This is a genomic window from Streptomyces sp. NPDC047880, from assembly GCF_040706515.1.
Classification (GTDB): domain Bacteria; phylum Actinomycetota; class Actinomycetes; order Streptomycetales; family Streptomycetaceae; genus Streptomyces.
Genome location: NZ_JBEZOK010000006.1, coordinates 183334 through 204686 on the forward strand (window position 1 = coordinate 183334; position 21353 = coordinate 204686).

A 21353-nucleotide genomic window follows, 5' to 3' on the forward strand; every position below is an offset into this window, starting at 1 on the left:
TGTGGCTGGTCGCGCCCTCGCGGCGGTAGCCGCATATGGACGCCCCGCGCCCTTGGGGGCAACTCCCGTCACCCCTTTTCCAGGTACTGCTCCCGCTCCTCGTCCAGAAGGGCGTCCAGAGCCGTGCGCAGGGCCGGGAGGTGCGTCAGCTCCGGGTCGCTCGCGACCACCGCCGTCGCCTCCTGCCTCGCCTCCGCGATGATCTCCTCGTCCTCGATGACGGCGAGGACCTTCAGGGAGGTCCTGGCGCCGGACTGGGCCTGGCCGAGGACGTCTCCCTCGCGGCGCTGTTCCAGGTCGATGCGGGAGAGCTCGAAGCCGTCGAGGGTGGAGGCGACGGCGCCCAGGCGCTGGCGGGCCGCGCTCGCCTCGGGCATCTCGGTGACCAGCAGGCACAGGCCGGGGGCCGAGCCACGGCCCACGCGGCCGCGTAGCTGGTGGAGCTGGGAGACGCCGAAGCGGTCGGCGTCCATGATCACCATGGCGGTGGCGTTGGGGACGTTGACGCCGACCTCGATGACCGTCGTGGCGACCAGGACGTCGGTGTCGCCGGCGGCGAAGCGGCGCATGACGGCGTCCTTGTCGTCGGGGTGCATGCGGCCGTGCAGGACCTCGACGCGCAGGCCCTGGAGAGGGCCCTTGACCAGTTGGTCGGCCACGTCGAGCACGGCGAGGGGCGGGCGCCTCTCCGCCTCGTCCTCGGGGGACTTCTTCTTGGCGGACTTCTTCGGGTCGTCCTCCTCGTCGCCGATGCGGGGGCAGACGACGTACGCCTGGTGACCGTTCTCCACTTCCTCGCGGACCCTCTGCCACGCGCGGGACAGGAAGTGGGGTTTGTCGGCGGCCGGGACCACATGGCTGGCGATCGGCGAGCGGCCGGCCGGCAGCTGGTCGAGGACGGAGGTCTCCAGGTCGCCGAAGACGGTCATGGCGACCGTGCGCGGGATGGGCGTGGCGGTCATGACCAGCAGATGCGGGGGTTGTTTGCCCTTGCCGCGCAGGGCGTCACGCTGCTCGACGCCGAAGCGGTGCTGTTCGTCGACCACGACCAGGCCCAGGTCGTGGAACTGCACCTTGTCCTCGATCAGCGCGTGCGTGCCGATGACGATGCCGGCCTCACCGGTGGTGAGGTCGAGCAGGGCGTGCCGCCGGGCGGCCGCTCCCATGGAACCGGTCAGCAGCACGACCTTGGTGGCCTGCTCGGCGCCGCCCAGCATGCCGCCCTCGGCCAGCTCGCCCATCATCTCGACGATGGACCGGTGGTGCTGCTGGGCGAGGACCTCGGTGGGCGCGAGCAGGGCGGCCTGGCCCCCGGCGTCGACCACGGCGAGCATGGCGCGCAGCGCCACCATCGTCTTCCCGCTGCCCACCTCCCCCTGCAGCAGCCGGTGCATCGGATGGTCGGTGGCCAGGTCGTCGAAGATCTCCCGGGAGACGCGTTGCTGGCCGTCGGTGAGGGTGAAGGGGAGGCGGGCGTCGAAGGCGGTGAGGAGGCCGTCGGGGGCGGGCTTGCGGGGGACGGCGGGCAGTTGGGCGTCCGCGTGGCGGCGGCGGGCCAGGGCGACCTGGAGGACGAAGGCCTCGTCCCACTTGAGGCGGGAGCGGGCGTCCTCGATGTCGGCCTTGGTGTGCGGGCGGTGGATCTTGAGGAGGGCTTCGGGGAGCGGGACCAGGCCGCGGCCCTCGCGCAGGGTGTCCGGGAGCGGGTCGACGGCCTCCTGGGCGGTGGGCAGCACCGTCTGGATCGCCTTGCCGATCTTCCAGGACTCCAGCTTGGCCGTGGCGGGATAGATCGGGATCAGCGCGCCCGCCCAGGTCTCGACGGACTCCTCCGGGTCGCCACGCAGCAACTCGTAGGCCGGATGCGCGAGTTGGAGGCGGCGGTTGAAGACGGAGACCTTGCCCGCGAACATCGCGCGGGTGCCCGGCAGGAGTTCCTTGTGGGGCTTGTGGACGCCCGCGCCGAAGAAGACCAGTTGGAGCCGGCCGCTGCCGTCCGTGATCGTGACCTCCAGGCGCTGGCCCTTGCCGCGCGGGGCCTTGGCGGAGGCGAACGTGTGCAGGCGGGCGTCGGCGACCTGCGCGACCACCGTGACGTGTTCGTCCATGGGGAGGTCGGCGAGGTGGGTGAGCTGGCCGCGCTCCTCGTATCTGCGCGGGTAGTGGTGCAGGAGGTCACCGACGGTGAGCAGGCCGAGGTGCTCGGCCATCACCTTCGCGGTGGCGGGGCCGAGCACCGACTTCAGCGGTTGTCGCAGGGGTTCTTCCAGTGCGGGCACGAGATCCATTGCACACCACGCCACTGACATTGGCCCGGGGCCGCGGCCGGATCGCCGTAAAGATCCCGGAAACCCCTGGTCAGGCGGCTGGTTCGGGCCTTAGGATGACGCGCTCCCGGCCCTCTTCCGCGGTCACCGCCCCACCGGGACCGCCCGACCCCGCGCCGTCGCGAGTCCCCCACCGGCGCCGTGATGATGGACTCCCAGACCTCACAGCCGTCCCAGGCACCCCATTCGCCCCCGTCACCTCATACGTTCCAGGTCGACCTGCGTGGTCTGGTGGACCTGCTCTCCCATCACCTCTACTCCAGTCCGAAGGTGTATCTGCGGGAGCTGCTGCAGAACGCCGTCGACGCCATCACGGCCAGACGCGCGACGGAACCAGGCGCTCCGGCCCGGGTCCGGCTGTACGCCGAGGGCGGTGCCCTGCGCGTCGAGGACACCGGCGTGGGGCTCACCGAGGCGGACGTGCACAGTCTGCTGGCCACCATCGGGCGCAGTTCCAAGCGCGCCGAGGGGCTTCAGGAGGCACGCTCCGACTTCCTCGGGCAGTTCGGCATCGGGCTGCTGGCCTGTTTCGTCGTCGCCGAGCGGATCCGGGTCGTCAGCCGCAGCGCCCGTACGCCCGGGGCTCCGCCGGTGGAGTGGACGGCGTCCGACGACGGTTCGTACACCGTGCGGACGCTGCCGGACGCCGAGCGGCCCGAGCCGGGCACCACCGTGCACCTGATGGCCCGGGCCGGTTCCGCGGAGTGGCTCGCGCCTGGGCGGGTCGCGGCGCTGGCCCGGGACTTCGGGTCGCTGCTGCCGTACGACGTCCGGGTCGGCGACGAGAAGGTCACCGACCTCCCGGCGCCCTGGGACCGCCCGTACCCGGGCCCGGCCGCCCGCCGGATCGCCCTGGCCCGGCACTGCCACGACCTGTTCGGCTTCACCCCGCTGGACACGATCGACCTGTCCGTGCCGCTGGCCGGCGTGCGCGGGGTGGCGTACGTGCTGCCGTCGGCGGTGAGCCCGGCCCAGCGTGCGGGGCACCGGGTGCACCTGAAGGGCATGCTGCTGACCGATCGGGCCGAACAGCTGCTGCCCGACTGGGCGTTCTTCGTGCGCTGCGTGCTCGACACGGACAGTCTGCGGCCCACGGCGTCGCGCGAGGCGCTGTACGAGGACGAGACGCTGGCCGGTGTGCGCGAGGCGCTGGGCGAGCGGATCCGGGCCTGGCTGACGGGGCTGGCAGCGGGCGATCCCGAGCGGCTGGCCGCGTTCCTCGCGGTGCACCACCTGGGCGTGAAGTCGCTGGCCCGGCACGACCGGGAGATGCTGCGCACGATGCTGCCGTGGCTGCCGTTCGAGACGACCGACGGGCGACTGTCCCTGGAGGAGTTCGCACAACGGCACCCGGTGGTGCACTTCACGCGGACCGTCGAGGAGTACCGGCAGGTCGCGCCGATCGCCTCCGCGCAGGGCATCGGCGTGGTCAACGGCGGCTACACGTACGACAGCGAGCTGGTGGAGGCACTGCCGTCGGTGCGGCCGGGCACCGTGGTCGCCGAGCTGGACGCGGAGACGGTCACCGCGCATCTGGACGCGGTCGACCCGGCCGAGGAGCTGGCCCTGTCCGGTTTCCTGGCGGCGGCCCGGGCCCGGCTCGACCCGCTGGGCTGCGACGTCGTGCTGCGGGCCTTCCACCCGCTGTCGGTGCCCGCGCTGCACCTCGACGACCGGGACGTCCGGCACGAGCAGGCCCGGGCGGACGCCGAGGCGCAGGCCGACGACCTGTGGGCGGGCATCCTCGGCTCCCTGCGGGGTGGCGCACCCCGCGCGCGGCTGGTGCTCAACCACCTCAACCCGCTCGTGCGGCGGCTCAGCGCGCTGCCCGACCCGGAACTGATCGGCACCGCCACGGAGTCGCTGTACGGGCAGGCGCTGCTGATGGCGCAGCGGCCGCTGAGGCCGGCCGACTCGGCGCTGCTCAACCGCGCGTTCATCGGGCTCCTGGAGTGGGCCACACACAGCGAGGACGGCCGGGCATGACGGAGATCACGGACTTCGACACCCTGCGCGCGGCGATGGCGGAGAACTCCGGGCAGCCGGAGGGGCCGGCCCGCAACGCGCGTGCGGAGCAGCTGCTGACGGCGGCCGAGAAGCTGAACATCCCGCTGGCCGTGATCGAGGCGCTCGGGCACCAGCTGAAGGTCTACAACTACAGCTCCGAGAAGGGGAAGATGTTCGTCCCCTTCGCGCGCCTGTTGCGCATGTGGGACGAACGGCCCGAGGACTTCGACGAGTACGAGACCCACTCCCTGCACTGGGTCTTCAAGTGGGTCTCGGCAGGCATGCTCGACCAGCCCCACATCCCGCTCGCGTCGATCGAGAAATGGCTCGGCGAGATGGAGCACCGCTACCGGCTCGCCGGGCACTCCGAACGGGCCGTGCGCAGCGCCGAGCACAGCGTGGCCGCGCACGTCGGGGACGTGGCACGGGCCGAGCGGGCGTACGCGGCGTGGCTGGCCGCCGACCGGGACACCATGGCCGACTGCCACGCCTGCGAGTTGCACGGGCAGGGCTGGTGGCAGGCGGAGCAGGGGCGGGACTCCGAGGCTCTGGAGCTGTGGCGGCCGGTGCTGGAGGGCGAGTACGCCTGCGCCCACGAGCCGCACACGGTCCTCGCGTCCTCCCTGGTGCCGCTGCTGCGGCTGGGCCGTCTGGACGAGGCCCGGGCGAACCACCTGCGGGGCTTCCGGCTCGTACGCGCCATGGAGAGCATGCGCGGCGCGTACGCGGACCACGTGGAGTTCTGCGCGCTGACCGGCAACGAGGCGCGGGGCCTGGAGCTGCTCGCGGAGCGCCCGGCGTACTTCACCGACGACGGGCATCCGCGGAGCAAGCTGGACTTCATGAGTGTGGTGGCCCTGCTCATGGACCGGCTGACCGCGCTCGGGCTGGGTGCGCGGCAGGTGCCGGGTCCGGCCGGCCGGGAGTGGACCGCGAGTGAACTCGCCGCTCACGCGCGTGGCGAGGCCTTCGCCCTGGCGGCGCGCTTCGACGCACGCAACGGCACCGGGCATGTGAGCGAGCGGGCACGCGCGCGCATGGCGTGCCGGCCGCTGGCTGAGCGGCTGCCGCTGGGCGTGCGGTCGGTACGGCCGGCTCCCGTGCCCGGTCCCCCCGAGGCTCCGGTCCGCGTCACCGGGCAGGACCCGGCCGCCCTGCTGGCCGAGGCACGGCGGCTGTCGGACACCCTGCGGCCGAACGCCGTGGAGGCGTGGGCGGCCGCCGCCGAGGCCGCGGACGGCGCCGAGCTGGACCCGCGCGACCGTGCCGAGATGGTGGACCACGAGGCGATGTCCCTCGGCCCCGAGGGCGCCGGGCTCTTCGAGCAGGCAGCGGACCTGTACGCGGAGGCGGGCGACCCGGGCGAGGCCCTCGCGGCACGCGCGCGTGGGGCGTACGTCCGCGCGCTCGCGGGTGACGTGGACGGCGCCGTCGCGGCGGTGGCGGACCTGTACGACGAGGTCCTCGCGCTGTACGCCGCGGAGGGCACGGGGATGCGGCAGACGGCGTCCGTCGTGATGAGCCGGGCGCGGATCCTGACGCGGCGGGCGCACGAGACCGACGGCGACACGGCCGCCCTCGCCGAGGCCGAGTCCGCCGTCCGTGAGGTCATGGCACTCGTCGACGGCCGGACCGGTGAGGACGTACGGCTGGCCGCGCGGGTCGCCGAGTCGCAGGCGATGCTCGGGGAGCTGGCGGGTCTGGCCGGGGACCTGGAGACGGCCGCGGAGCTGTTCGCGGGGGGCGCGGCGGCGTTCGTCGCGGCGGGGCTGCCGTGGTTCGCGGTGGAGTACGAGGCCCGTCTGGCCTCCCTGGCCCATCACCTCGGCGACGCGGCGGAGACCGAGCGGGCGCTGCGGGCGGCCCTGGAGCACGGCGGAGCGCAGCTGGAGGCGCCCGGACGGGCCCGGCTGCACCTTCAGCTCGCCGAGGTCGTCGGTGGCCGGGGCGACGCCGTGGAGGCCGCCGAGCACGCCCTGGAGGCCGCCCACTGGGCCGACGAGGCGGGTGATTCGGCGACGTTGGGTGCCTGGGCGCGGCAGCAGCTCGGCGGGTTCCTGCTGCGGCAGGGGCGATGGGCCGAGGCCGCGGAGGTGCTGGAGTCGGCGCTGCCCGACCTGACCGCCGAGACGCACGGCGACGGAGCGGTCGTGCAGACGCAGTGGTGGCTCGGCGACTGCCTGAGCGAACTCGGTGAGCACCGCGCGGCGGCCGAACGGCGCCTGCAGGCCGCCGAGATCGCCCGGCACTGGCCCGAGCAGCACGACCACGCGACCCTCGCCCACCTGGCCGGGGAGTCCCTCGGGCAGGCCGGACTGCCCGCCGAGGCGGACCGGGCCTACGCCCGCGCGAGCGACCTGTGGCGCACACTCGGCGACACCCACGGCCTGGTCCGCTCCCTGCGCGCCCGCGCCTGGCTGGCGTTGGAGACCGCGGGCGGGCCGGCAGCGGCTCGCGCCCTGATGGCGGACGCGGTCCGCGCGTGCGAGACGGCACGGGACGCGGCAAGCGACGAGGAGTCCCGGCAGCGCCTCGTCGCCGAACTCGGCCACACGCACGGCCAGTTCGGCGACCTGCTGGCCCGTTCCGCCGCCGAGGACGCGGAAGACGCCCCGGCCCGGGACGTGTTCGAGGAGGCGCTGACCCAAGTGGTCCGGTCGGCCGAGGTGTTCGCCTCCCTCGGGGACGGCGCCCTGCACAGCCGCACCGGCGCGGAACTCGCCGCCGGCCGGCTGGAGGCCGAACTGGACCGCCGCGCCGACGCGGTGGCACGCGCGCGTGCGGTGCTGGCGGCGTACGACGGGCACGACGGCGCGGTGACCGGCGACGGGGACGGTGAGGCCGAGGCGGTGCGGATCCGCCGGGCGGAGGCGGAGCAGCTGCTCCGGCTGCTGACGGAGCGGCCGCACTGAGCAGGCCCCGGCCTGCCGCCCGCCCGGCGCGGAAGGCCCCGCCCTACTCCACGCCGATGAGGAGCAGCGACCCCTGCCGTCCGCCCCGGTACAGAACCGTGTCGACGGCGAGGTAGCCCTCGCGGACCCGGCCCTCCAGGTGCTCGGCGACGGTGTCGGGGACGTCGTCGCCGAGGACCAGGGTGACCATCTCGCCGCCGGCCGAGAGCATGCGGTCCAGGACGGCCTCGGCGGTGACCGTGACGTCCGAGCCGATCACGGCCACGTCCCCGTCGATCAGGCCCAGGACGTCGCCGGCCTGACAGATGCCGGCCATCGTCCAGGACTGCCGTTCGGCGATGGTGACCTCGGCGTAGCGGGTGGCCCCGGCGGCCGAGGTCATGGACACGACGTCCTCGTCGAAGCGGCGGTCCGGCTCGTGCACGGCCAGCGCCGCGATGCCCTGGACCGCCGAGCGGGTCGGGATCAGGGCCACCCGGACGCCCTCCGCGCGGACCTGCTCGGCGGCCGCCGCCGCGGTGTGCCGCAGGTCGGCGTCGTTGGGCAGCAGCACGACCTCGCGCGCGTGGGCCCGCCGCACGGCCTGGACGAGCTCGCCGCTCGCGGGCGGCTCCCCGGGGCGGGCGAGCACGGTCGTCGCACCGGCCTCCCTGTACAGCCCGGCCAGCCCCTCACCGGGCACGACGGCCACGATCGCGCGCTCGGCACGCTCCCGTGGCGGTCGCTCGGCACCGGTGGTGTGCACGTCACCGGCGCCGAAGTGCGTGATGCGGATGCGGTGGGGCCGCCCCGCCTCGATGCCGGCCTCGACGGCGGCGCCCGCGTCGTCGACATGGACGTGGACGTTCCACAGCCCGTCCCCGCCGACGACCACGAGGGAGTCCCCGAGGGTGTCGAGCCGCTCCCGCAGCCGCTCCACGGCCGTGTCCTCGGCGTCCAGGAGGTAGATCACCTCGAAGGCGGGCCCCTCCTCGCCGGGCACCGTGGCGGTGCCGTCGACGCACTCGCCCAAGGCGCCGTCGGTGCACTCGCCCGGGGCACCGTCGGTGCACTCGCCGCGGCCGCCTTCGACCGGCGCGGTGCCGCCGGAGGAAGCGGTGACCGCGGAGGAAGCCGTGGCCGAACTCCCCACCGCCCCTCGCGCCCTCTCCCCCGTGAACGTCTCCACCAGCGCCCCGAGCACCGCGACCAGCCCGCGTCCACCGGCGTCGACCACCCCGGCGCGCTCCAGGACGGGCAGCAGGCCGGGGGTCGCGGCGAGGGCCGTGCGGGCCCCGTCGTAGGCCGCCCGGGCCACGGCCCCGCAGTCGCCCTCGGCGGCGTCCGCGGTGTCCGCGGCGTCGGCGGCGGCCGAGGCGACGGTGAGGACGGTGCCCTCGACGGGGTGGGCGACGGCCCGGCGGGCGGAGTCCGCGGCGTGGCGCAGGGCGAGCCGCAGGCCCCGGCCGTCGGCGGGGGCGTCGTCGTCGGCCAGTACCTGGGCCATGCCGCGCAGCAGCTGGGCGAGGATCGTCCCGGAGTTCCCGCGGGCGCCGATGAGCGCGCCGTGCGCCATCGCCCGGGCCGCGTCGGCGAGCGTCGGACCCACGGAGCCCGTGGCGCCGGACCCGGCGGCGCCCGGACCCGTCGCGGTCACGGATCCCGCCGCGTGCCCCGCAAACACCGCTTCGACCGCAGCGACCGCCGACTCCACGGTCAGGTACAGGTTGGTGCCCGTGTCGCCGTCCGCCACCGGGTAGACGTTGATCGCGTCGATCTCCTCACGCGCCCGCCCCAGTGTCTCCAGCGCGAGACCGCACCAGGTACGCACCGCGAGAGCATCGAAGAACGTCTGCGGCACCTGCGCCACTGCGCCTCCTTGAGCTGCTGGACGTGGCACGCAGCGTAGACCCCGGGGAGCCGGCCACCGGAAGCGGGAGGGGACCGGGCCCCTGAGCTGCCATGGTAGTTTCGCTCTACGGGTGCAGCCGTTGTATGCTGCTCCGGTTGCCCGATCTGATCGGGCCTTCCCCCTGGCAACGCCACTCAGATTTCGACCGGCTGCTCACAGCCCGAGAATCTTGATCCCGGCCTGCCGGGATCAACCGTAAGTGCATCTGAAGTCTTTGGAGTGACCCGTGGCTGCCAACTGCGACGTCTGCGGCAAGGGGCCGGGCTTCGGCAACAACATCTCGCACTCGCACCGCCGTACGCCCCGCCGCTGGAACCCGAACATCCAGCGTGTGCGTACCGTGGTGGGCGGGACGCCGAAGCGCGTGAACGCTTGCACCTCGTGCATCAAGGCCGGCAAGGTCTCGCGCTGACGCTCAGCTAGCGCGCGGCCACTGCTGGTTCGCTGCAGAGCCGGTCCACCTCTGGTGGGCCGGCTCTTTGCCGTGTCCGATCGTCGCCGGAGCTGCGCCGCACCTGATCGTCGCCGGCTCTGCGCCGTGCCCGACCGTCAGCGTTCGGGGCCGGTCCGGAAGCGCCAGCCATGGTCCACCGGCCCGATGCCGCCGCCGAGCGCGAACCCGGCGGCGACGGCGCCCGTGACGTACTCCTTGGCCGCCGCGACCGCCTCGGGCACGGACTGCCCCTTGGCGAGCTGGGAGGCGATCGCGGAGGCGAGGGTGCAGCCGGTGCCGTGGGTGTGGCGGTTGTCGTGCCGCGGCGCCCGAAGCCAGTGCTCCTCGGAGCCGTCCGTGAGCAGATCGACGGCGTCCCCGGGCAGGTGCCCGCCCTTGATCAGCACCCAGCGCGGCCCATGGGCGAGGACGGCCGCCGCGGCCTGCCGCATCTCCCCCTCCGACCCGACCCGTACGCCCGCGATCTGGGCCACCTCGTCGAGATTCGGGGTGGCGACCGTCGCCACCGGCAGCAGCTTCGTACGGACGGAGTCCAGCGCGGAGGCGGCGAGCAGGGGGTCACCGTGCTTGGAGACACCCACCGGGTCGACGACCACCGGGGCGTCCGTCCCGGCGATCAACTCGGCGACCGCCTCCACGAGTTCCGCGGAGGCCAGCATCCCCGTCTTGACCGCCTGGACGCCGATGTCGTCGACGACACTGCGGTACTGGGCCCGCACGGCCTCCACGGGCAGTTCCCAAGCCCCCTGCACGCCGAGGGAGTTCTGCGCGGTCACCGCGGTCACGACGCTCATGCCGTGCACGCCGAGCGCGAGCATCGTCTTGAGGTCGGCCTGGATGCCCGCGCCGCCGCCGGAGTCGGAGCCCGCCACCGTCAGGACGTTGGGGATCATGACTCCACGTCTCCGAAGTGGTCCCAGCCTCCCTTGCTGGTCCACGGCGCCCCGTCGACCGTCACCTGGGGCAGCGCCGACGGGTTGAGGACCTCGCCGATGACCTTCCAGCGGGCGGGCAGCTTCACGTCCGGCGGGAAGGTCGCCACGATCGCGTGGTCCTCTCCCCCGGTCAGCACCCACTGCATGGGGTCGACCCCGACGGCCTGCCCGATGTCGTTCATCTGGGACGGGATGTCGATCGCCCCGGAGCGGATGTCGATCCGCACCTTGCTGGCCTCGGCGATGTGCCCGAGGTCCGCGATCAGCCCGTCACTCACGTCGCACATCGCGGTCGCCCCGAGCCCCGCGGCGGCCGGACCCGCGTGATACGGCGGCTCCGGGCGCCGGTGCGCCTCCACGAACGCCCGCGGCGAGCGGAATCCCCGGGACAGCACCGCGTACCCGGCCGCCGACCAGCCCAGCCAGCCGGTCACCGCGACGCGGTCGCCGGGCTGGGCGCCCGCCCGCGTCACCGGCTCCTGGTTGCGCAGATCCCCGAGGGCGGTGATCGACACCATGATCGAGTCGCCGCGCACGACGTCTCCGCCGACCACGGCCGCGCCCGCCACCTGGCATTCGTCGCGCAGGCCGTCCATCAGCTCGCTCGGCCAGGTCACCGGCAGCTCGGCCGGGACGACCAGGCCGAGCAGCAGCGCGGTCGGCACGGCGCCCATGGCGGCGATGTCGGCGAGGTTCTGCGCGGCCGCCTTGCGGCCCACGTCGTAGGCCGTCGACCAGTCCCGCCGGAAGTGCCGGCCCTCCACCAGGATGTCCGTGCTCGCCACGACCCTGCGGTCGGGGGCGGCCACCACGGCGGCGTCGTCGCCGGGGCCGACCCGCACCGCCGGGGTGGTGGTCAGACGGGAGGTGAGCTCCCTGATGAGCCCGAACTCACCGAGCTCACCAACAGTGCCCTTCATTGCCCGTTCTCCCCTTCTGTCCCTGTCCGTTCCCGGTCGCGAGGCATCTCGGTCCTCGCTACGGTCGAAGTGACCGTCAAGTTCTGCCGGACCTGCACCCCGGCGCGCACAACCCGGTCCCCGCGGGTCTCCCCGCGGCGAGCGGCGACGCGATACCGTGGCGTTCCTTTTCCCCACATGATCCTCGTGGCCGCCCTGGAGGTTCCGTGGTACAGGCGTACATCCTGATCCAGACGGAGGTCGGCAAGGCGTCGACCGTCGCCGAGACGATCAGCAAGATCCCTGGGGTCATCCAGGCCGAGGACGTGACGGGACCCTACGACGTCATCGTGCGGGCCCAGGCCGACACCGTCGACGACCTCGGCCGCATGGTGGTCGCCAAGGTCCAGCAGGTGGACGGCATCACCCGCACCCTGACCTGCCCGGTCGTCCATCTGTAGCCCCCGTCTACCCTGTGCCGGTGAACTCTTTCCGTCACCGGCACCGTTGTGTCTTCCGCCTGCCCGCTGCCGCGCTGTTGATCACTGTCGCGGGCTGCTCCTCAGCAGACGACAGCGCGTCGGCGGCGGTTCCCAGTCCGGACGCGAAGGTAGCGGGACTGTGCCGGAACCTTGACAAGGTACTGCCCGCGACGGTGGACGGTGAGCGCCGTGAGGACCCCGAGCCCGCGTCGGCGCTGACGGCGGGCTGGGGCAGCCCGGCGATCATACTGCGCTGCGGTGTGCCACAGCCGCCGAAGATGGTCGACCCGAAGGTGGCCGAGGGGCGGGATCCGGATGCCGTCGCCGGGGGCGTGAACGGGGTCGACTGGCTGATGGAGGAGCAGGACGACGGGGGGTACCGGTTCACCACCGCCAACCGGGAGGCGTACGTCGAGGTCCGGGCGCCCAAGGGCGTGGACAGCTCGGGTGCGCTGATCGATCTGGCCGCGGCAGTGAAGAAGGCGATCCCCAAGGGGATCGCCTCCTGAGCACCGCGTTTCAGAGCGGGTTCACCGCAGGCCCGTGGACCTGCGCAGCGCCGCCTGCACCAGCAGGTCGATCAGCTCCGGGTAGCTCACCCCGCTCGCCTGCCACATCTGCGGGTACATCGAGATGGGCGTGAAGCCGGGCATCGTGTTGATCTCGTTGATCACGAACTCGCCGTCCTCGGTGAGGAAGAAGTCCGCGCGCACCAGACCCTCGCAGGACGCCGCGTCGAACGCGTCGACCGCCAGGCGCTGGACCTCGGCCGTCTCCTCGGAGGTGAGGGGCGCCGGGACGAGGCCCGGGGTGGAGTCGATGTACTTGGCCTCGAAGTCGTAGTACGCCTGCGCCTCGGGCGGGGGGATCTCCGCGGGCAGGGAGGCCCGGGGGCCGTCCTCGAACTCCAGGACGCCGCACTCGATCTCGCGGCCGCGCAGCGCGGCCTCCACGAGGATCTTCGGGTCGTGCCGCTGGGCCTCGGCGATGGCCTCGTCGAGGCCGGAGAGGTCGTCGACCTTGGTGATGCCGATCGACGAACCGGCCCGCGAGGGCTTCACGAACAGCGGCCAGCCGTGCTCGCCGGCGAAGTCGACGATCTTCTTGCGGGCGGCCGCCCGGTCCTGCTCCCACTCGCGCGGACGGACCACCACGTACGGGCCGACCTGCAGCCCGAACGAGGTGAACACCCGCTTCATGTACTCCTTGTCCTGGCCGACGGCCGAGGCGAGCACACCCGAACCCACGTACGGGACGCCGGAGAGCTCCAGGAGGCCCTGGAGGGTGCCGTCCTCGCCGTACGGGCCGTGCAGCACCGGGAAGACCACGTCGACCTCGCCGAGCGCCTTGGGGACCGATCCCGGCTCGCTGTAGACGACTTCGCGGTTGGCGGGGTCGACCGGGAGGATCACTCCGCCCTCGGCGGACTCGGCGAGGGCGTCGACGCTCGGCGGGCGCCGGTCGACGATCGCCATCCGCTCCGGTTCGTCCGCCGTGAGCGCCCAACGCCCGTCCTGCGTGATGCCGATCGGCAGGACGTCGTACTTCGTCCGGTCGATGGCCTTGAGGACGGCGCCGGCGGTGACCACGGAGATCCCGTGTTCGGAGCTGCGCCCGCCGAACACGACGGCCACACGCGGCTTGCGAGGCGGCTGCTCTGGGTTCTGGGGGAGGTTCTCGGTGCTCATATCGCGTTGAGAGTACCCGTTGGTAGGGCCGCTAGTAAGCGCCGCCGCCTCGCGTCGCTCAGCGTCGTTCGGGCTTCGCGCTGCGCGACATCAGCTCCTTGAGAGCGACCACCGGGGGCTTGCCCTCGTGCACGATGCCGACGACCGTCTCCGTGATCGGCATGTCGACGCCGTGCCGGCGGGCCAGGTCGAGCACCGACTCGCAGGACTTGACGCCCTCCGCGGTCTGCTTGGTGACCGCGATGGTCTCCTGAAGGGTCATGCCCTTGCCGAGGTTGGTGCCGAAGGTGTGGTTGCGCGACAGCGGCGAGGAGCAGGTGGCCACCAGGTCCCCCAGGCCCGCGAGTCCGGAGAAGGTGAGCGGATCGGCGCCGAGGGCCATGCCGAGCCGGGTGGTCTCGGCGAGGCCGCGGGTGATGAGGGAGCCCTTGGCGTTGTCGCCGAGCCCCATGCCGTCCGCGATGCCGACGGCGAGGCCGATGACGTTCTTCACGGCTCCGCCCAGTTCGCAACCCACCACGTCCGTATTGGTGTACGGGCGGAAGTACGGCGTGTGGCAGGCGGCCTGGAGCCGCTGGGCGACGGCCTCGTCGGTGCAGGCCACCACGGCGGCGGCCGGCATCCGTGCGGCAATCTCCCGCGCCAGGTTGGGCCCGGTGACCACGGCGATCCGTTCCGGGCCGACCTTGGCGACGTCGTCGATGACCTCGCTCATCCGCATCGCGGAGCCGAGTTCGACGCCCTTCATCAGCGACACCAGGACCGTGTCGGGGGCCAGCAGCGGGCTCCACTCGGCGAGGTTGCCGCGCAGGGTCTGCGAGGGGACCGACAGCACCGTGAAGTCGGCGTCCGCCGCGGCCTCGGCGGGATCGGTGGTGGCCCGGACGTTCTCCGGGAGCTCGACGCCCGGGAAGTAGTCGGGATTGGTCCGCGTGGAGTTGATCGCCTCGACGACCTCCGGGCGGCGCCCCCACAGGGTGACCTCGCACCCCGCGTCGGCGAGCACCATGCCGAAGGCCGTGCCCCACGAACCGGCGCTCAGGACCGCCGCCTTGACCGGCTTGCTCACTTGCCCAGCCCCTCTTCCTGCACGGTCTGCCCGGACCTCTGGTGCGTCTGCGTCTGTGCCTGTGTGCGGCGCCGCTGCTCGATCCGCTCGCGGCGCGGGTCGTACGGCGTCTCGGGCGCCTTCTCGCCGCGGATCTGCTCCAGCTGGGCGGTGACGGCGGCCATGATGACCTCCGTGGCCTCCTTCAGCAGCTCCGCGGTCATCTCACGGTCGTAGAACCGCGCGAGGTCCACGGGCGGGCCGGCGAGCACGCGGTGCGTCTTGCGCGGCAGCAGGTTCGGCTTCTTCGCGTACGGCGGCAGCAACTCGTTGCAGCCCCACTGCGCCACGGGGATCACCGGGCACTTGGTCTGCAGGGCGACGCGCGCGGCGCCGGTCTTGGCGGTCATGGGCCAGCCGTCCGGGTCGCGGGTGAGGGTGCCCTCCGGGTAGAACGCGACGCATTCCCCGCGGTCCACGGCCTCGATCGCGGCCCGGAAGGCGCTCAGCGCGTCCGTGCTCTCGCGGTAGACGGGAATCTGCCCGGTGCCCCGCATCGCGGCCCCGACGAATCCCTTCTTGAAAAGCCCGCTCTTCGCGAGGAATCGCGGGACGCGCCCGGTGTTGTACTGAAAGTGCGCATAAGCGAAGGGGTCGATGTGCGAATTATGGTTCACCGCGGTGATAAATCCGCCCTCTGCCGGAATGTGCTCCATTCCACGCCAGTCCCGCTTGAGCAGAACCACCAGCGGCGGTTTGCAGATCACCGCGGCGAAGCGGTACCAGAAGCCGATTCTGCGGCGGGGCACGCGGACACCTTCCTCTAGGGCCAAAGCCGGGGCCACGGGGGGCCGCACAAGTGTCGCCCCAGGCCGCCGGTCTGTCGAGAACACCGTACGCCCCGGCACGCCGCCCGCCCGATGCCCCGGGTGACAATGACCGCGACAAGAGGAGGACGGAATCCCCGTGCAGTGGACCCTGGTCGTACCCCTGAAGCCCCTGGCCAAGGCCAAGAGCAGGCTTGCGGACACCGCGGACGACGGGCTGCGGCCGGACCTGGCACTGGCCTTCGCGCAGGACACCGTGGCGGCCGCGCTGGCCTGCCCGGGGGTGGGGAGTGTGGCAGTCGTCACGAACGACGCCCGGGCTGGCCGTGAGCTGGCCGCACTGGGCGCGGCGATCATCCCCGACGAACCGGGCGGCGGCCTCAACGCCGCCCTCGCACACGCGACGCGGTCCGTACGGTCCGTCCGCCCGGCCGGGGCGGTGGCCGCGCTGAACGCCGATCTGCCGGCTCTGCGCCCCGCGGAATTGTCCCGGGTACTCGATGCCGCCGCCGAATTCCCGCGTGCTTTTCTCCCGGACGCGGCCGCAATCGGCACGACCTTGCTGGCCGCCACCCCGGGCCAGGAATTGCGCCCGGCCTTCGGCACGGACTCCAGGGCCCGGCACCTCGCGTCGGGGGCCGTGGAACTGTCCCTCTCCGCGGTCGATTCCGTACGCCAGGACGTGGACACCGGCGACGACCTGCGCAGCGCGCTGGCCCTGGGGGTGGGCCCTCATACGGCCGCGGCCGCCGCGCGGTTGCTGATTCCCGGGCAGTAGGCTGCGGCCATGCAGGCGACCGCGTACACGTACGACCCCGAGAGCCGCAGCGGGCAGGTGCTCCTGGACGACGGCACCCCGGTGCCCTTCGACGCGGCGGCGTTCGACGCGGGGGGCCTCAGACTGCTGCGCCCGGGCCAGCGGGTCCGCATCGAGGTGGAGGGCGCCAAGGACGCGCCGCGGATCACTCTGGTGACCCTGCAGACCCTCTGATCACACGCTGAACACGCCGCGGGCCGGACTCCGTAGCGGAGTCCGGCCCGGCGCGTGAATACCCCAGTGCCCTTACTTCTTGCGGGCGGTGGTCTTCTTGGCGGTGGTCTTGCGCGCCGTCGACTTCTTGGCGGGGGCCTTCTTGGCCGTGGCCTTCTTCGCCGGGGCCTTCTTCGCGGTGGTCTTCTTCGCGGCGGTGGTCTTGGACGTCGCCGTGGTCTTCTTGGCGGGCGCCTTCTTCGCGGTGGTCTTCTTCGCGGCCGCGGTCTTCGTCGTGGCCTTCTTCGCCGTCGTCTTCTTGGCGGTGGTCTTCTTCGCGGCGGCCGCCTTGGTGGTCGCCTTCTTCGCGGCGGCCTTCTTGACCGTCGCGCCGGCACCGCCGGTCAGGCTGCCCTTCGGCGCCTTCTTGACGGAGACCTCGCCGCCTCGCGGCAGCTTCTTCGAGCCGCTGACCAGGTCCTTGAAGCCCTGACCGGCGCGGAAGCGCGGAACGGAGGTCTTCTTGACCCGAACCCTCTCGCCCGTCTGGGGGTTACGGGCGTACCGGGCGGGGCGGTCGACCTTCTCGAACGAACCGAAGCCGGTGACCGAGACCCGCTCACCCGAGACGACCGCGCGGACGATGGCGTCCAGGACATGGTCGACAGCGTCGGCGGCCTGCTGGCGGCCGCCCATCTTGTCGGCAATCGCTTCTACGAGCTGCGCCTTGTTCACGTCTTCCCCTTCGGAGACATCGCCAGAACGAAAGTGTTCAAGCTTTTTCGCACGTTAGGCAGATATATACCGCAAATCAAACACGAAACGGGCTTATCACCCTTGTGCCGCAACGAACTCGACGGTGTCGAAGGGTTCAGCGTTCCTCGTCGGGGAGACGTCCCTCGCCGAGGTCCGCATTGAACCGCTCCAGCCGTCTTGCCGCGTCGGCGAGATCGTGCTTGGCCGCGGCCGTAATGACCAGCAGCTTCCGGGTCAGCGCCATCCGTACGCCCTCCGGGACTTGCAGTGCGCGCACTCTTGTGTGCGCTTCCTTGAGTTGGTCCGCGACTGCCGCATAGAGCTCGAGTTGGCCGTCGTGTTCCATGCACAGATTGTGCCATCTGGGGCGAGTTGTCGCCTGCGCAGGGGACAACTGCCGCCTCGAACGGCCTTCCCGGCACACGTGGAAGTCACGGCTGTACTCCTCGCGTACCCCAGCAACCACCGCCTTAACGTGGGAAGTTGGCAGCGGAACAGCGGGTGGGCAGGGCCGTTCGGGTGCAGAGACGGCTGTACCCCCGATCGGGCTGATCGGGGGTACAGAGGGGATGTTGCCGTGGCCGAAAGTCGCCTTGTTCAGAGGCGGCGGACCGTGTCCGGGGTCAGACCGGGAGGGTGCGCGGCTTGAACGACGGGCGCTTCGCCTCGTAGGCGGCGATGTCGGCCTCGCTCTGGAGGGTGATCGAGATGTCGTCGAGGCCGTTCAGCAGCCGCCAGCGGGAGTTCTCGTCGAGCTCGAAGGAGGCGGTGATGCCCTCGGCGCGCACCTCGCGGCGCTCCAGGTCGACGGTGATCTCGGTCTGCGGGTCGTTCTCGGTGAGTTCCCACAGCGCGTCGACGGTCTGCTGGTCCAGCACGACCGTGAGCAGGCCGTTCTTGAGTGAGTTGCCGCGGAAGATGTCGGCGAAGCGGGAGGAGATCACGGCCTTGAAGCCGTAGTTCTGCAGGGCCCACACGGCGTGCTCGCGCGAGGAGCCGGTGCCGAAGTCGGGGCCGGCGACCAGCACGGTCGCGCCCTGCCGCTCGCCCTGGTTGAGGACGAATGCCGGGTCCTTGCGCCAGGCCTCGAACAGTCCGTCCTCGAATCCGTCGCGCGTGACCTTCTTGAGCCAGTGGGCGGGGATGATCTGGTCGGTGTCCACGTTGCTGCGGCGCAGCGGGACGGCCCGGCCGGTGTGGGTGGTGAAGGCTTCCATGACTGTTCAGACTCCAGCGGGCGTGACGGCGTCGGCGGACAGGTCGGCCGGGGAGGCCAGGTGGCCCAGGACGGCGGTGGCGGCGGCGACCTGCGGGGAGACCAGGTGGGTGCGGCCGCCCTTGCCCTGCCGGCCTTCGAAGTTGCGGTTGGAGGTGGACGCCGAGCGCTCACCGGGGGCGAGCTGGTCGGGGTTCATACCCAGGCACATCGAGCAGCCCGCGTGCCGCCATTCGGCGCCGGCCTCCTTGAACACCACGTCCAGGCCCTCGGAGACGGCCTGCAGACCCACCCGCGCCGAGCCGGGCACGACCAGCATCCGTACCCCGTCGGCGACTTTGCGGCCCTTCAGCAGCTCCGCGGCCGCGCGCAGGTCCTCGATACGGCCGTTGGTGCACGAGCCTACGAAGACGGTGTCCACCGTGATGGAACGCAGGGGCTGCCCGGCCTGCAACCCCATGTACTCCAGGGCCTTTTCGGCGGCGTAGCGCTCCGATGCGTCTTCGTACGAAGCAGGATCGGGGACGTTCGCCGAAAGCGGCGCACCCTGCCCCGGGTTGGTGCCCCACGTCACGAACGGCGACAGCTCACCGGCTTCGATGACCACCTCGGCGTCGAACTCGGCGTCCTCGTCCGTGCGCAGGGTCTTCCAGTAGGCGACGGCGGCGTCCCAATCGGCGCCCTCGGGGGCGTGCGGGCGGCCCTGGAGGTAGGCGAAGGTGGTCTCGTCGGGGGCGATCATGCCTGCGCGGGCACCGGCCTCGATCGACATGTTGCAGATGGTCATCCGCGCTTCCATCGACAGCTTCTCGATGGCCTCACCGCGGTACTCCAGGACGTAGCCCTGGCCGCCGCCGGTGCCGATCTTCGCGATGATCGCCAGGATCAGGTCCTTGGCGGTGACGCCCTCGGGCAGTTCGCCGTTGACCGTGATCGCCATGGTCTTGGGCCGGGTCATCGGCAGCGTCTGGGTGGCCAGGACGTGCTCGACCTGCGAGGTGCCGATGCCGAACGCCAGCGCACCGAACGCGCCGTGGGTGGAGGTGTGCGAGTCGCCGCACACCACGGTGGTGCCGGGCTGGGTCAGGCCCAGCTGCGGGCCCACCACGTGCACCACGCCCTGCTCGACGTCGCCCAGCGGGTGCAGGCGCACCCCGAAGTCGGCGGCGTTCTTGCGCAGCGTCTCCAGCTGCACCCGCGACACCGGATCCGCGATCGGCTTGTCGATGTCGAGGGTGGGGGTGTTGTGGTCCTCGGTCGCGATGGTCAGGTCCAGCCGCCGCACCGTACGGCCGCTCTTGCGCAGCCCGTCGAACGCCTGCGGGCTGGTCACCTCGTGCAGCAGGTGCAGATCGATGAAGAGAAGGTCGGGCTCGCCCTCCGCGCGCCGGACGACGTGGTCGTCCCAGACTTTCTCCGCGAGTGTCCTACCCATCGCTGTTCCCTCCGGCCGACGACGATCCGCCGGCCCAACTAGAGATCTTGAGGAGGCGATGCCCGTACCCCTGATCCGGGCACACACCGCCAGGCCCTTACGTCACGGGCCGTTGTGACTTCGTGATTCCAGGGTGGCGCGTTCCACGGAAAATTGAACTTGCGTTTCACAGAGTGAGACGGGAGTATCGTTTCATGGACAACAGTAGCGGCGTCGGCGTTCTGGACAAGGCGGCCCTCGTCCTGAGCGCTCTGGAGTCCGGTCCGGCCACCCTCGCGGGTCTGGTCGGTGCCACCGGACTGGCACGACCCACGGCCCACCGCCTGGCCGTGGCCTTGGAACACCACCGCATGGTGGCGCGCGACATGCAGGGCCGTTTCATTCTCGGCCCTCGCCTGGCCGAGCTCGCCGCGGCCGCGGGTGAGGACCGTCTCCTCGCCACCGCCGGCCCGGTGCTCACGCATCTCCGGGACATCACGGGCGAGAGCGCACAGCTCTATCGCCGCCAGGGCGACATGCGCATCTGCGTCGCCGCGGCGGAACGCCTGTCCGGTCTTCGGGACACGGTCCCGGTCGGTTCGACACTCACGATGAAGGCCGGCTCCTCGGCGCAGATCCTGCTGGCCTGGGAGGAGCCGGAGCGGCTGCACCGGGGGTTGCAGGGGGCGCGCTTCACGGCGACGGCCCTGTCGGGTGTGCGGCGGCGTGGCTGGGCGCAGTCGATCGGCGAGCGGGAGCCGGGCGTCGCGTCCGTGTCCGCGCCGGTGCGGGGGCCGTCGAACCGTGTGGTTGCCGCGGTGTCCGTGTCCGGGCCGATCGAGCGGTTGACGCGTCACCCGGGGCGTATGCATGCGCAGGCCGTGATCGATGCGGCGGGACGTCTCTCCGAGGCGTTGCGGCGCACCGGCTGACCTACGGAGCGTTTCGGGGAGGCCGGCCTCAACGCCGCGGCAGGCCTTTCCCGATCACGCGCCATGGCACGGACGGTTTGATCGTCGCGTGCGGGCCGGTAGGGGTCGCTCGCGCAGTTCCCCGCGCCCCCAACAGCAGGCAAGCACGCATGAGGCCCCTCACCGAAGTGAGGGGCCTCATGCGATGTGTACCCCCGACCGGATTCGAACCGGCGCTACCGCCTTGAGAGGGCGGCGTGCTAGGCCGCTACACAACGGGGGCCTGGACACTGCGTTTCCGCAGGTCCGAGCTGGTCTACCTGGACTCGAACCAAGACTAACTGAACCAGAATCAGTCGTGCTGCCAATTACACCATAGACCAATGTGGTTTAGACCAGTCAGTACCCCCGACCGGATTCGAACCGGCGCTACCGCCTTGAGAGGGCGGCGTGCTAGGCCGCTACACAACGGGGGCCCTAGCAGTCCCGAGATGATCGTCGATCTGCCGATCTTCGGAACCAGTACCCCCGACCGGATTCGAACCGGCGCTACCGCCTTGAGAGGGCGGCGTGCTAGGCCGCTACACAACGGGGGCCCTAGCAGTCCCGAGATGAT

General features: G+C 71.9%; 19 protein-coding genes and 4 tRNA genes. 8 read left to right on the forward strand and 15 right to left on the reverse strand.

The window, feature by feature from the left end:
* Nucleotides 1-68: 68 nt before the first annotated feature.
* Entirely contained in the window at nucleotides 69-2288 is a 2220-nt protein-coding gene (gene recG, locus AB0937_RS12345) for an ATP-dependent DNA helicase RecG (protein ID WP_366711283.1), read from the reverse strand.
* A 186-nt stretch (nucleotides 2289-2474) separates the two neighbouring features.
* Between recG and AB0937_RS12350 the strand changes: the two genes are divergently transcribed.
* Together AB0937_RS12350 and AB0937_RS12355 are read left to right on the forward strand one after the other, a co-directional pair.
* On the forward strand, nucleotides 2475-4313 hold the full coding sequence (locus AB0937_RS12350; RefSeq protein ID WP_366711449.1) for an HSP90 family protein: 1839 nt from the start codon (nucleotides 2475-2477) through the stop codon (nucleotides 4311-4313).
* The gene (locus tag AB0937_RS12355) at nucleotides 4310-7246 is read left to right on the forward strand and encodes a tetratricopeptide repeat protein (protein WP_366711285.1); all 2937 of its coding nucleotides are present in this window, start codon (nucleotides 4310-4312) and stop codon (nucleotides 7244-7246) included. Before AB0937_RS12350 ends, AB0937_RS12355 begins: the two co-directional genes overlap by 4 nt.
* Before the next feature lie 43 nt (nucleotides 7247-7289).
* On the opposite strand, the gene AB0937_RS12360 is transcribed toward AB0937_RS12355, so the two are convergent.
* Nucleotides 7290-9095, reverse strand: coding sequence for a DAK2 domain-containing protein (locus AB0937_RS12360; protein ID WP_366711287.1), 1806 nt, complete (start codon nucleotides 9093-9095; stop codon nucleotides 7290-7292).
* Nucleotides 9096-9363: 268 nt separating this feature from the next.
* On the opposite strand from AB0937_RS12360, the gene rpmB reads away from it, so the two are divergent.
* Nucleotides 9364-9549, forward strand: a complete 186-nt coding sequence (rpmB, locus tag AB0937_RS12365; protein WP_004924906.1) for a 50S ribosomal protein L28 — start codon at nucleotides 9364-9366, stop codon at nucleotides 9547-9549.
* Nucleotides 9550-9686: 137 nt separating this feature from the next.
* On the opposite strand, the gene thiD is transcribed toward rpmB, so the two are convergent.
* Nucleotides 9687-10484: a bifunctional hydroxymethylpyrimidine kinase/phosphomethylpyrimidine kinase gene (gene thiD, locus AB0937_RS12370; RefSeq protein ID WP_366711289.1), complete on the reverse strand. Its 798-nt coding sequence runs from the start codon at nucleotides 10482-10484 to the stop codon at nucleotides 9687-9689.
* Nucleotides 10481-11446, reverse strand: a complete 966-nt coding sequence (locus AB0937_RS12375) for a thiamine-phosphate kinase (protein WP_366711291.1) — start codon at nucleotides 11444-11446, stop codon at nucleotides 10481-10483. Before AB0937_RS12375 ends, thiD begins: the two co-directional genes overlap by 4 nt.
* A 206-nt stretch (nucleotides 11447-11652) precedes the next feature.
* On the opposite strand from AB0937_RS12375, the gene AB0937_RS12380 reads away from it, so the two are divergent.
* A complete protein-coding gene (locus AB0937_RS12380) occupies nucleotides 11653-11886 on the forward strand; it encodes an Lrp/AsnC ligand binding domain-containing protein (RefSeq protein ID WP_003997603.1) in 234 nt (77 codons plus the stop codon).
* A gap of 20 nt (nucleotides 11887-11906) precedes the next feature.
* Nucleotides 11907-12416 carry a DUF3515 domain-containing protein gene (locus AB0937_RS12385; RefSeq protein ID WP_366711293.1) on the forward strand — a complete coding sequence of 170 codons (510 nt, stop codon included), beginning with the start codon at nucleotides 11907-11909 and terminating at the stop codon, nucleotides 12414-12416.
* 21 nt (nucleotides 12417-12437) lie between these two features.
* Here the strand turns inward: AB0937_RS12385 and AB0937_RS12390 are convergent, their stop codons facing one another.
* From AB0937_RS12390 to AB0937_RS12400, 3 genes are read right to left on the reverse strand one after another with little or no spacing between them, the layout of a single operon-like run.
* A complete protein-coding gene (locus AB0937_RS12390) occupies nucleotides 12438-13595 on the reverse strand; it encodes a D-alanine--D-alanine ligase family protein (protein WP_366711294.1) in 1158 nt (385 codons plus the stop codon).
* Between the two features lie 58 nt (nucleotides 13596-13653).
* A complete protein-coding gene (locus tag AB0937_RS12395; protein WP_366711296.1) occupies nucleotides 13654-14664 on the reverse strand; it encodes an NAD(P)H-dependent glycerol-3-phosphate dehydrogenase in 1011 nt (336 codons plus the stop codon).
* Complete coding sequence (locus tag AB0937_RS12400; RefSeq protein WP_366711297.1) at nucleotides 14661-15452, reverse strand: lysophospholipid acyltransferase family protein; 792 nt, start codon at nucleotides 15450-15452, stop codon at nucleotides 14661-14663. The genes AB0937_RS12395 and AB0937_RS12400 overlap by 4 nt, the downstream gene beginning before the upstream one ends.
* A 157-nt stretch (nucleotides 15453-15609) precedes the next feature.
* On the opposite strand from AB0937_RS12400, the gene cofC reads away from it, so the two are divergent.
* Together cofC and AB0937_RS12410 are read left to right on the forward strand one after the other, a co-directional pair.
* Nucleotides 15610-16248, forward strand: a complete 639-nt coding sequence (cofC, locus tag AB0937_RS12405; RefSeq protein WP_366711298.1) for a 2-phospho-L-lactate guanylyltransferase — start codon at nucleotides 15610-15612, stop codon at nucleotides 16246-16248.
* Between the two features lie 9 nt (nucleotides 16249-16257).
* Nucleotides 16258-16461 carry a hypothetical protein gene (locus tag AB0937_RS12410; RefSeq protein WP_033313194.1) on the forward strand — a complete coding sequence of 68 codons (204 nt, stop codon included), beginning with the start codon at nucleotides 16258-16260 and terminating at the stop codon, nucleotides 16459-16461.
* A gap of 72 nt (nucleotides 16462-16533) precedes the next feature.
* Here the strand turns inward: AB0937_RS12410 and AB0937_RS12415 are convergent, their stop codons facing one another.
* The 4 genes from AB0937_RS12415 to leuC all read right to left on the reverse strand — a co-directional run bounded on the left by AB0937_RS12415 (nucleotide 16534) and on the right by leuC (nucleotide 19847).
* The gene (locus AB0937_RS12415; protein ID WP_366711300.1) at nucleotides 16534-17175 is read right to left on the reverse strand and encodes an HU family DNA-binding protein; all 642 of its coding nucleotides are present in this window, start codon (nucleotides 17173-17175) and stop codon (nucleotides 16534-16536) included.
* 136 nt (nucleotides 17176-17311) lie between these two features.
* Nucleotides 17312-17542: a hypothetical protein gene (locus tag AB0937_RS12420; RefSeq protein WP_366711302.1), complete on the reverse strand. Its 231-nt coding sequence runs from the start codon at nucleotides 17540-17542 to the stop codon at nucleotides 17312-17314.
* 277 nt (nucleotides 17543-17819) lie between these two features.
* Nucleotides 17820-18413: a 3-isopropylmalate dehydratase small subunit gene (gene leuD, locus AB0937_RS12425; RefSeq protein WP_366711303.1), complete on the reverse strand. Its 594-nt coding sequence runs from the start codon at nucleotides 18411-18413 to the stop codon at nucleotides 17820-17822.
* Between the two features lie 6 nt (nucleotides 18414-18419).
* A complete protein-coding gene (gene leuC / locus AB0937_RS12430) occupies nucleotides 18420-19847 on the reverse strand; it encodes a 3-isopropylmalate dehydratase large subunit (protein ID WP_366711305.1) in 1428 nt (475 codons plus the stop codon).
* Nucleotides 19848-20041: 194 nt separating this feature from the next.
* Here leuC and ndgR point away from each other — a divergent pair, with 194 nt between their 5' ends.
* On the forward strand, nucleotides 20042-20758 hold the full coding sequence (ndgR, locus tag AB0937_RS12435) for an IclR family transcriptional regulator NdgR (RefSeq protein WP_184988622.1): 717 nt from the start codon (nucleotides 20042-20044) through the stop codon (nucleotides 20756-20758).
* Between the two features lie 189 nt (nucleotides 20759-20947).
* Here the strand turns inward: ndgR and AB0937_RS12440 are convergent.
* The 4 genes from AB0937_RS12440 to AB0937_RS12455 form a co-directional block, all read right to left on the reverse strand.
* Nucleotides 20948-21020 (reverse strand) — tRNA-Glu (locus AB0937_RS12440).
* Between the two features lie 28 nt (nucleotides 21021-21048).
* A tRNA-Gln gene (locus tag AB0937_RS12445) sits at nucleotides 21049-21120 on the reverse strand.
* 20 nt (nucleotides 21121-21140) lie between these two features.
* Nucleotides 21141-21213, reverse strand: a tRNA-Glu gene (locus AB0937_RS12450).
* 47 nt (nucleotides 21214-21260) lie between these two features.
* Nucleotides 21261-21333, reverse strand: a tRNA-Glu gene (locus AB0937_RS12455).
* Nucleotides 21334-21353 lie beyond the last annotated feature (20 nt).

Excerpts from the sequence above, each read along its gene's own strand:
- leuC (WP_366711305.1), bottom strand. The coding sequence starts at position 19,847 with ATGGGTAGGACACTCGCGGAGAAAGTCTGGGACGACCACGTCGTCCGG.
- AB0937_RS12420 (WP_366711302.1), bottom strand. The coding sequence starts at position 17,542 with ATGGAACACGACGGCCAACTCGAGCTCTATGCGGCAGTCGCGGACCAA.
- AB0937_RS12410 (WP_033313194.1), top strand. The coding sequence starts at position 16,258 with ATGCAGGCGACCGCGTACACGTACGACCCCGAGAGCCGCAGCGGGCAG.
- thiD (WP_366711289.1), bottom strand. The coding sequence starts at position 10,484 with ATGATCCCCAACGTCCTGACGGTGGCGGGCTCCGACTCCGGCGGCGGC.
- leuD (WP_366711303.1), bottom strand. The coding sequence starts at position 18,413 with ATGGAAGCCTTCACCACCCACACCGGCCGGGCCGTCCCGCTGCGCCGC.
- ndgR (WP_184988622.1), top strand. The coding sequence starts at position 20,042 with ATGGACAACAGTAGCGGCGTCGGCGTTCTGGACAAGGCGGCCCTCGTC.
- AB0937_RS12390 (WP_366711294.1), bottom strand. The coding sequence starts at position 13,595 with ATGAGCACCGAGAACCTCCCCCAGAACCCAGAGCAGCCGCCTCGCAAG.
- AB0937_RS12375 (WP_366711291.1), bottom strand. The coding sequence starts at position 11,446 with ATGAAGGGCACTGTTGGTGAGCTCGGTGAGTTCGGGCTCATCAGGGAG.
- recG (WP_366711283.1), bottom strand. The coding sequence starts at position 2,288 with ATGGATCTCGTGCCCGCACTGGAAGAACCCCTGCGACAACCGCTGAAG.
- AB0937_RS12350 (WP_366711449.1), top strand. The coding sequence starts at position 2,475 with ATGGACTCCCAGACCTCACAGCCGTCCCAGGCACCCCATTCGCCCCCG.
- AB0937_RS12355 (WP_366711285.1), top strand. The coding sequence starts at position 4,310 with ATGACGGAGATCACGGACTTCGACACCCTGCGCGCGGCGATGGCGGAG.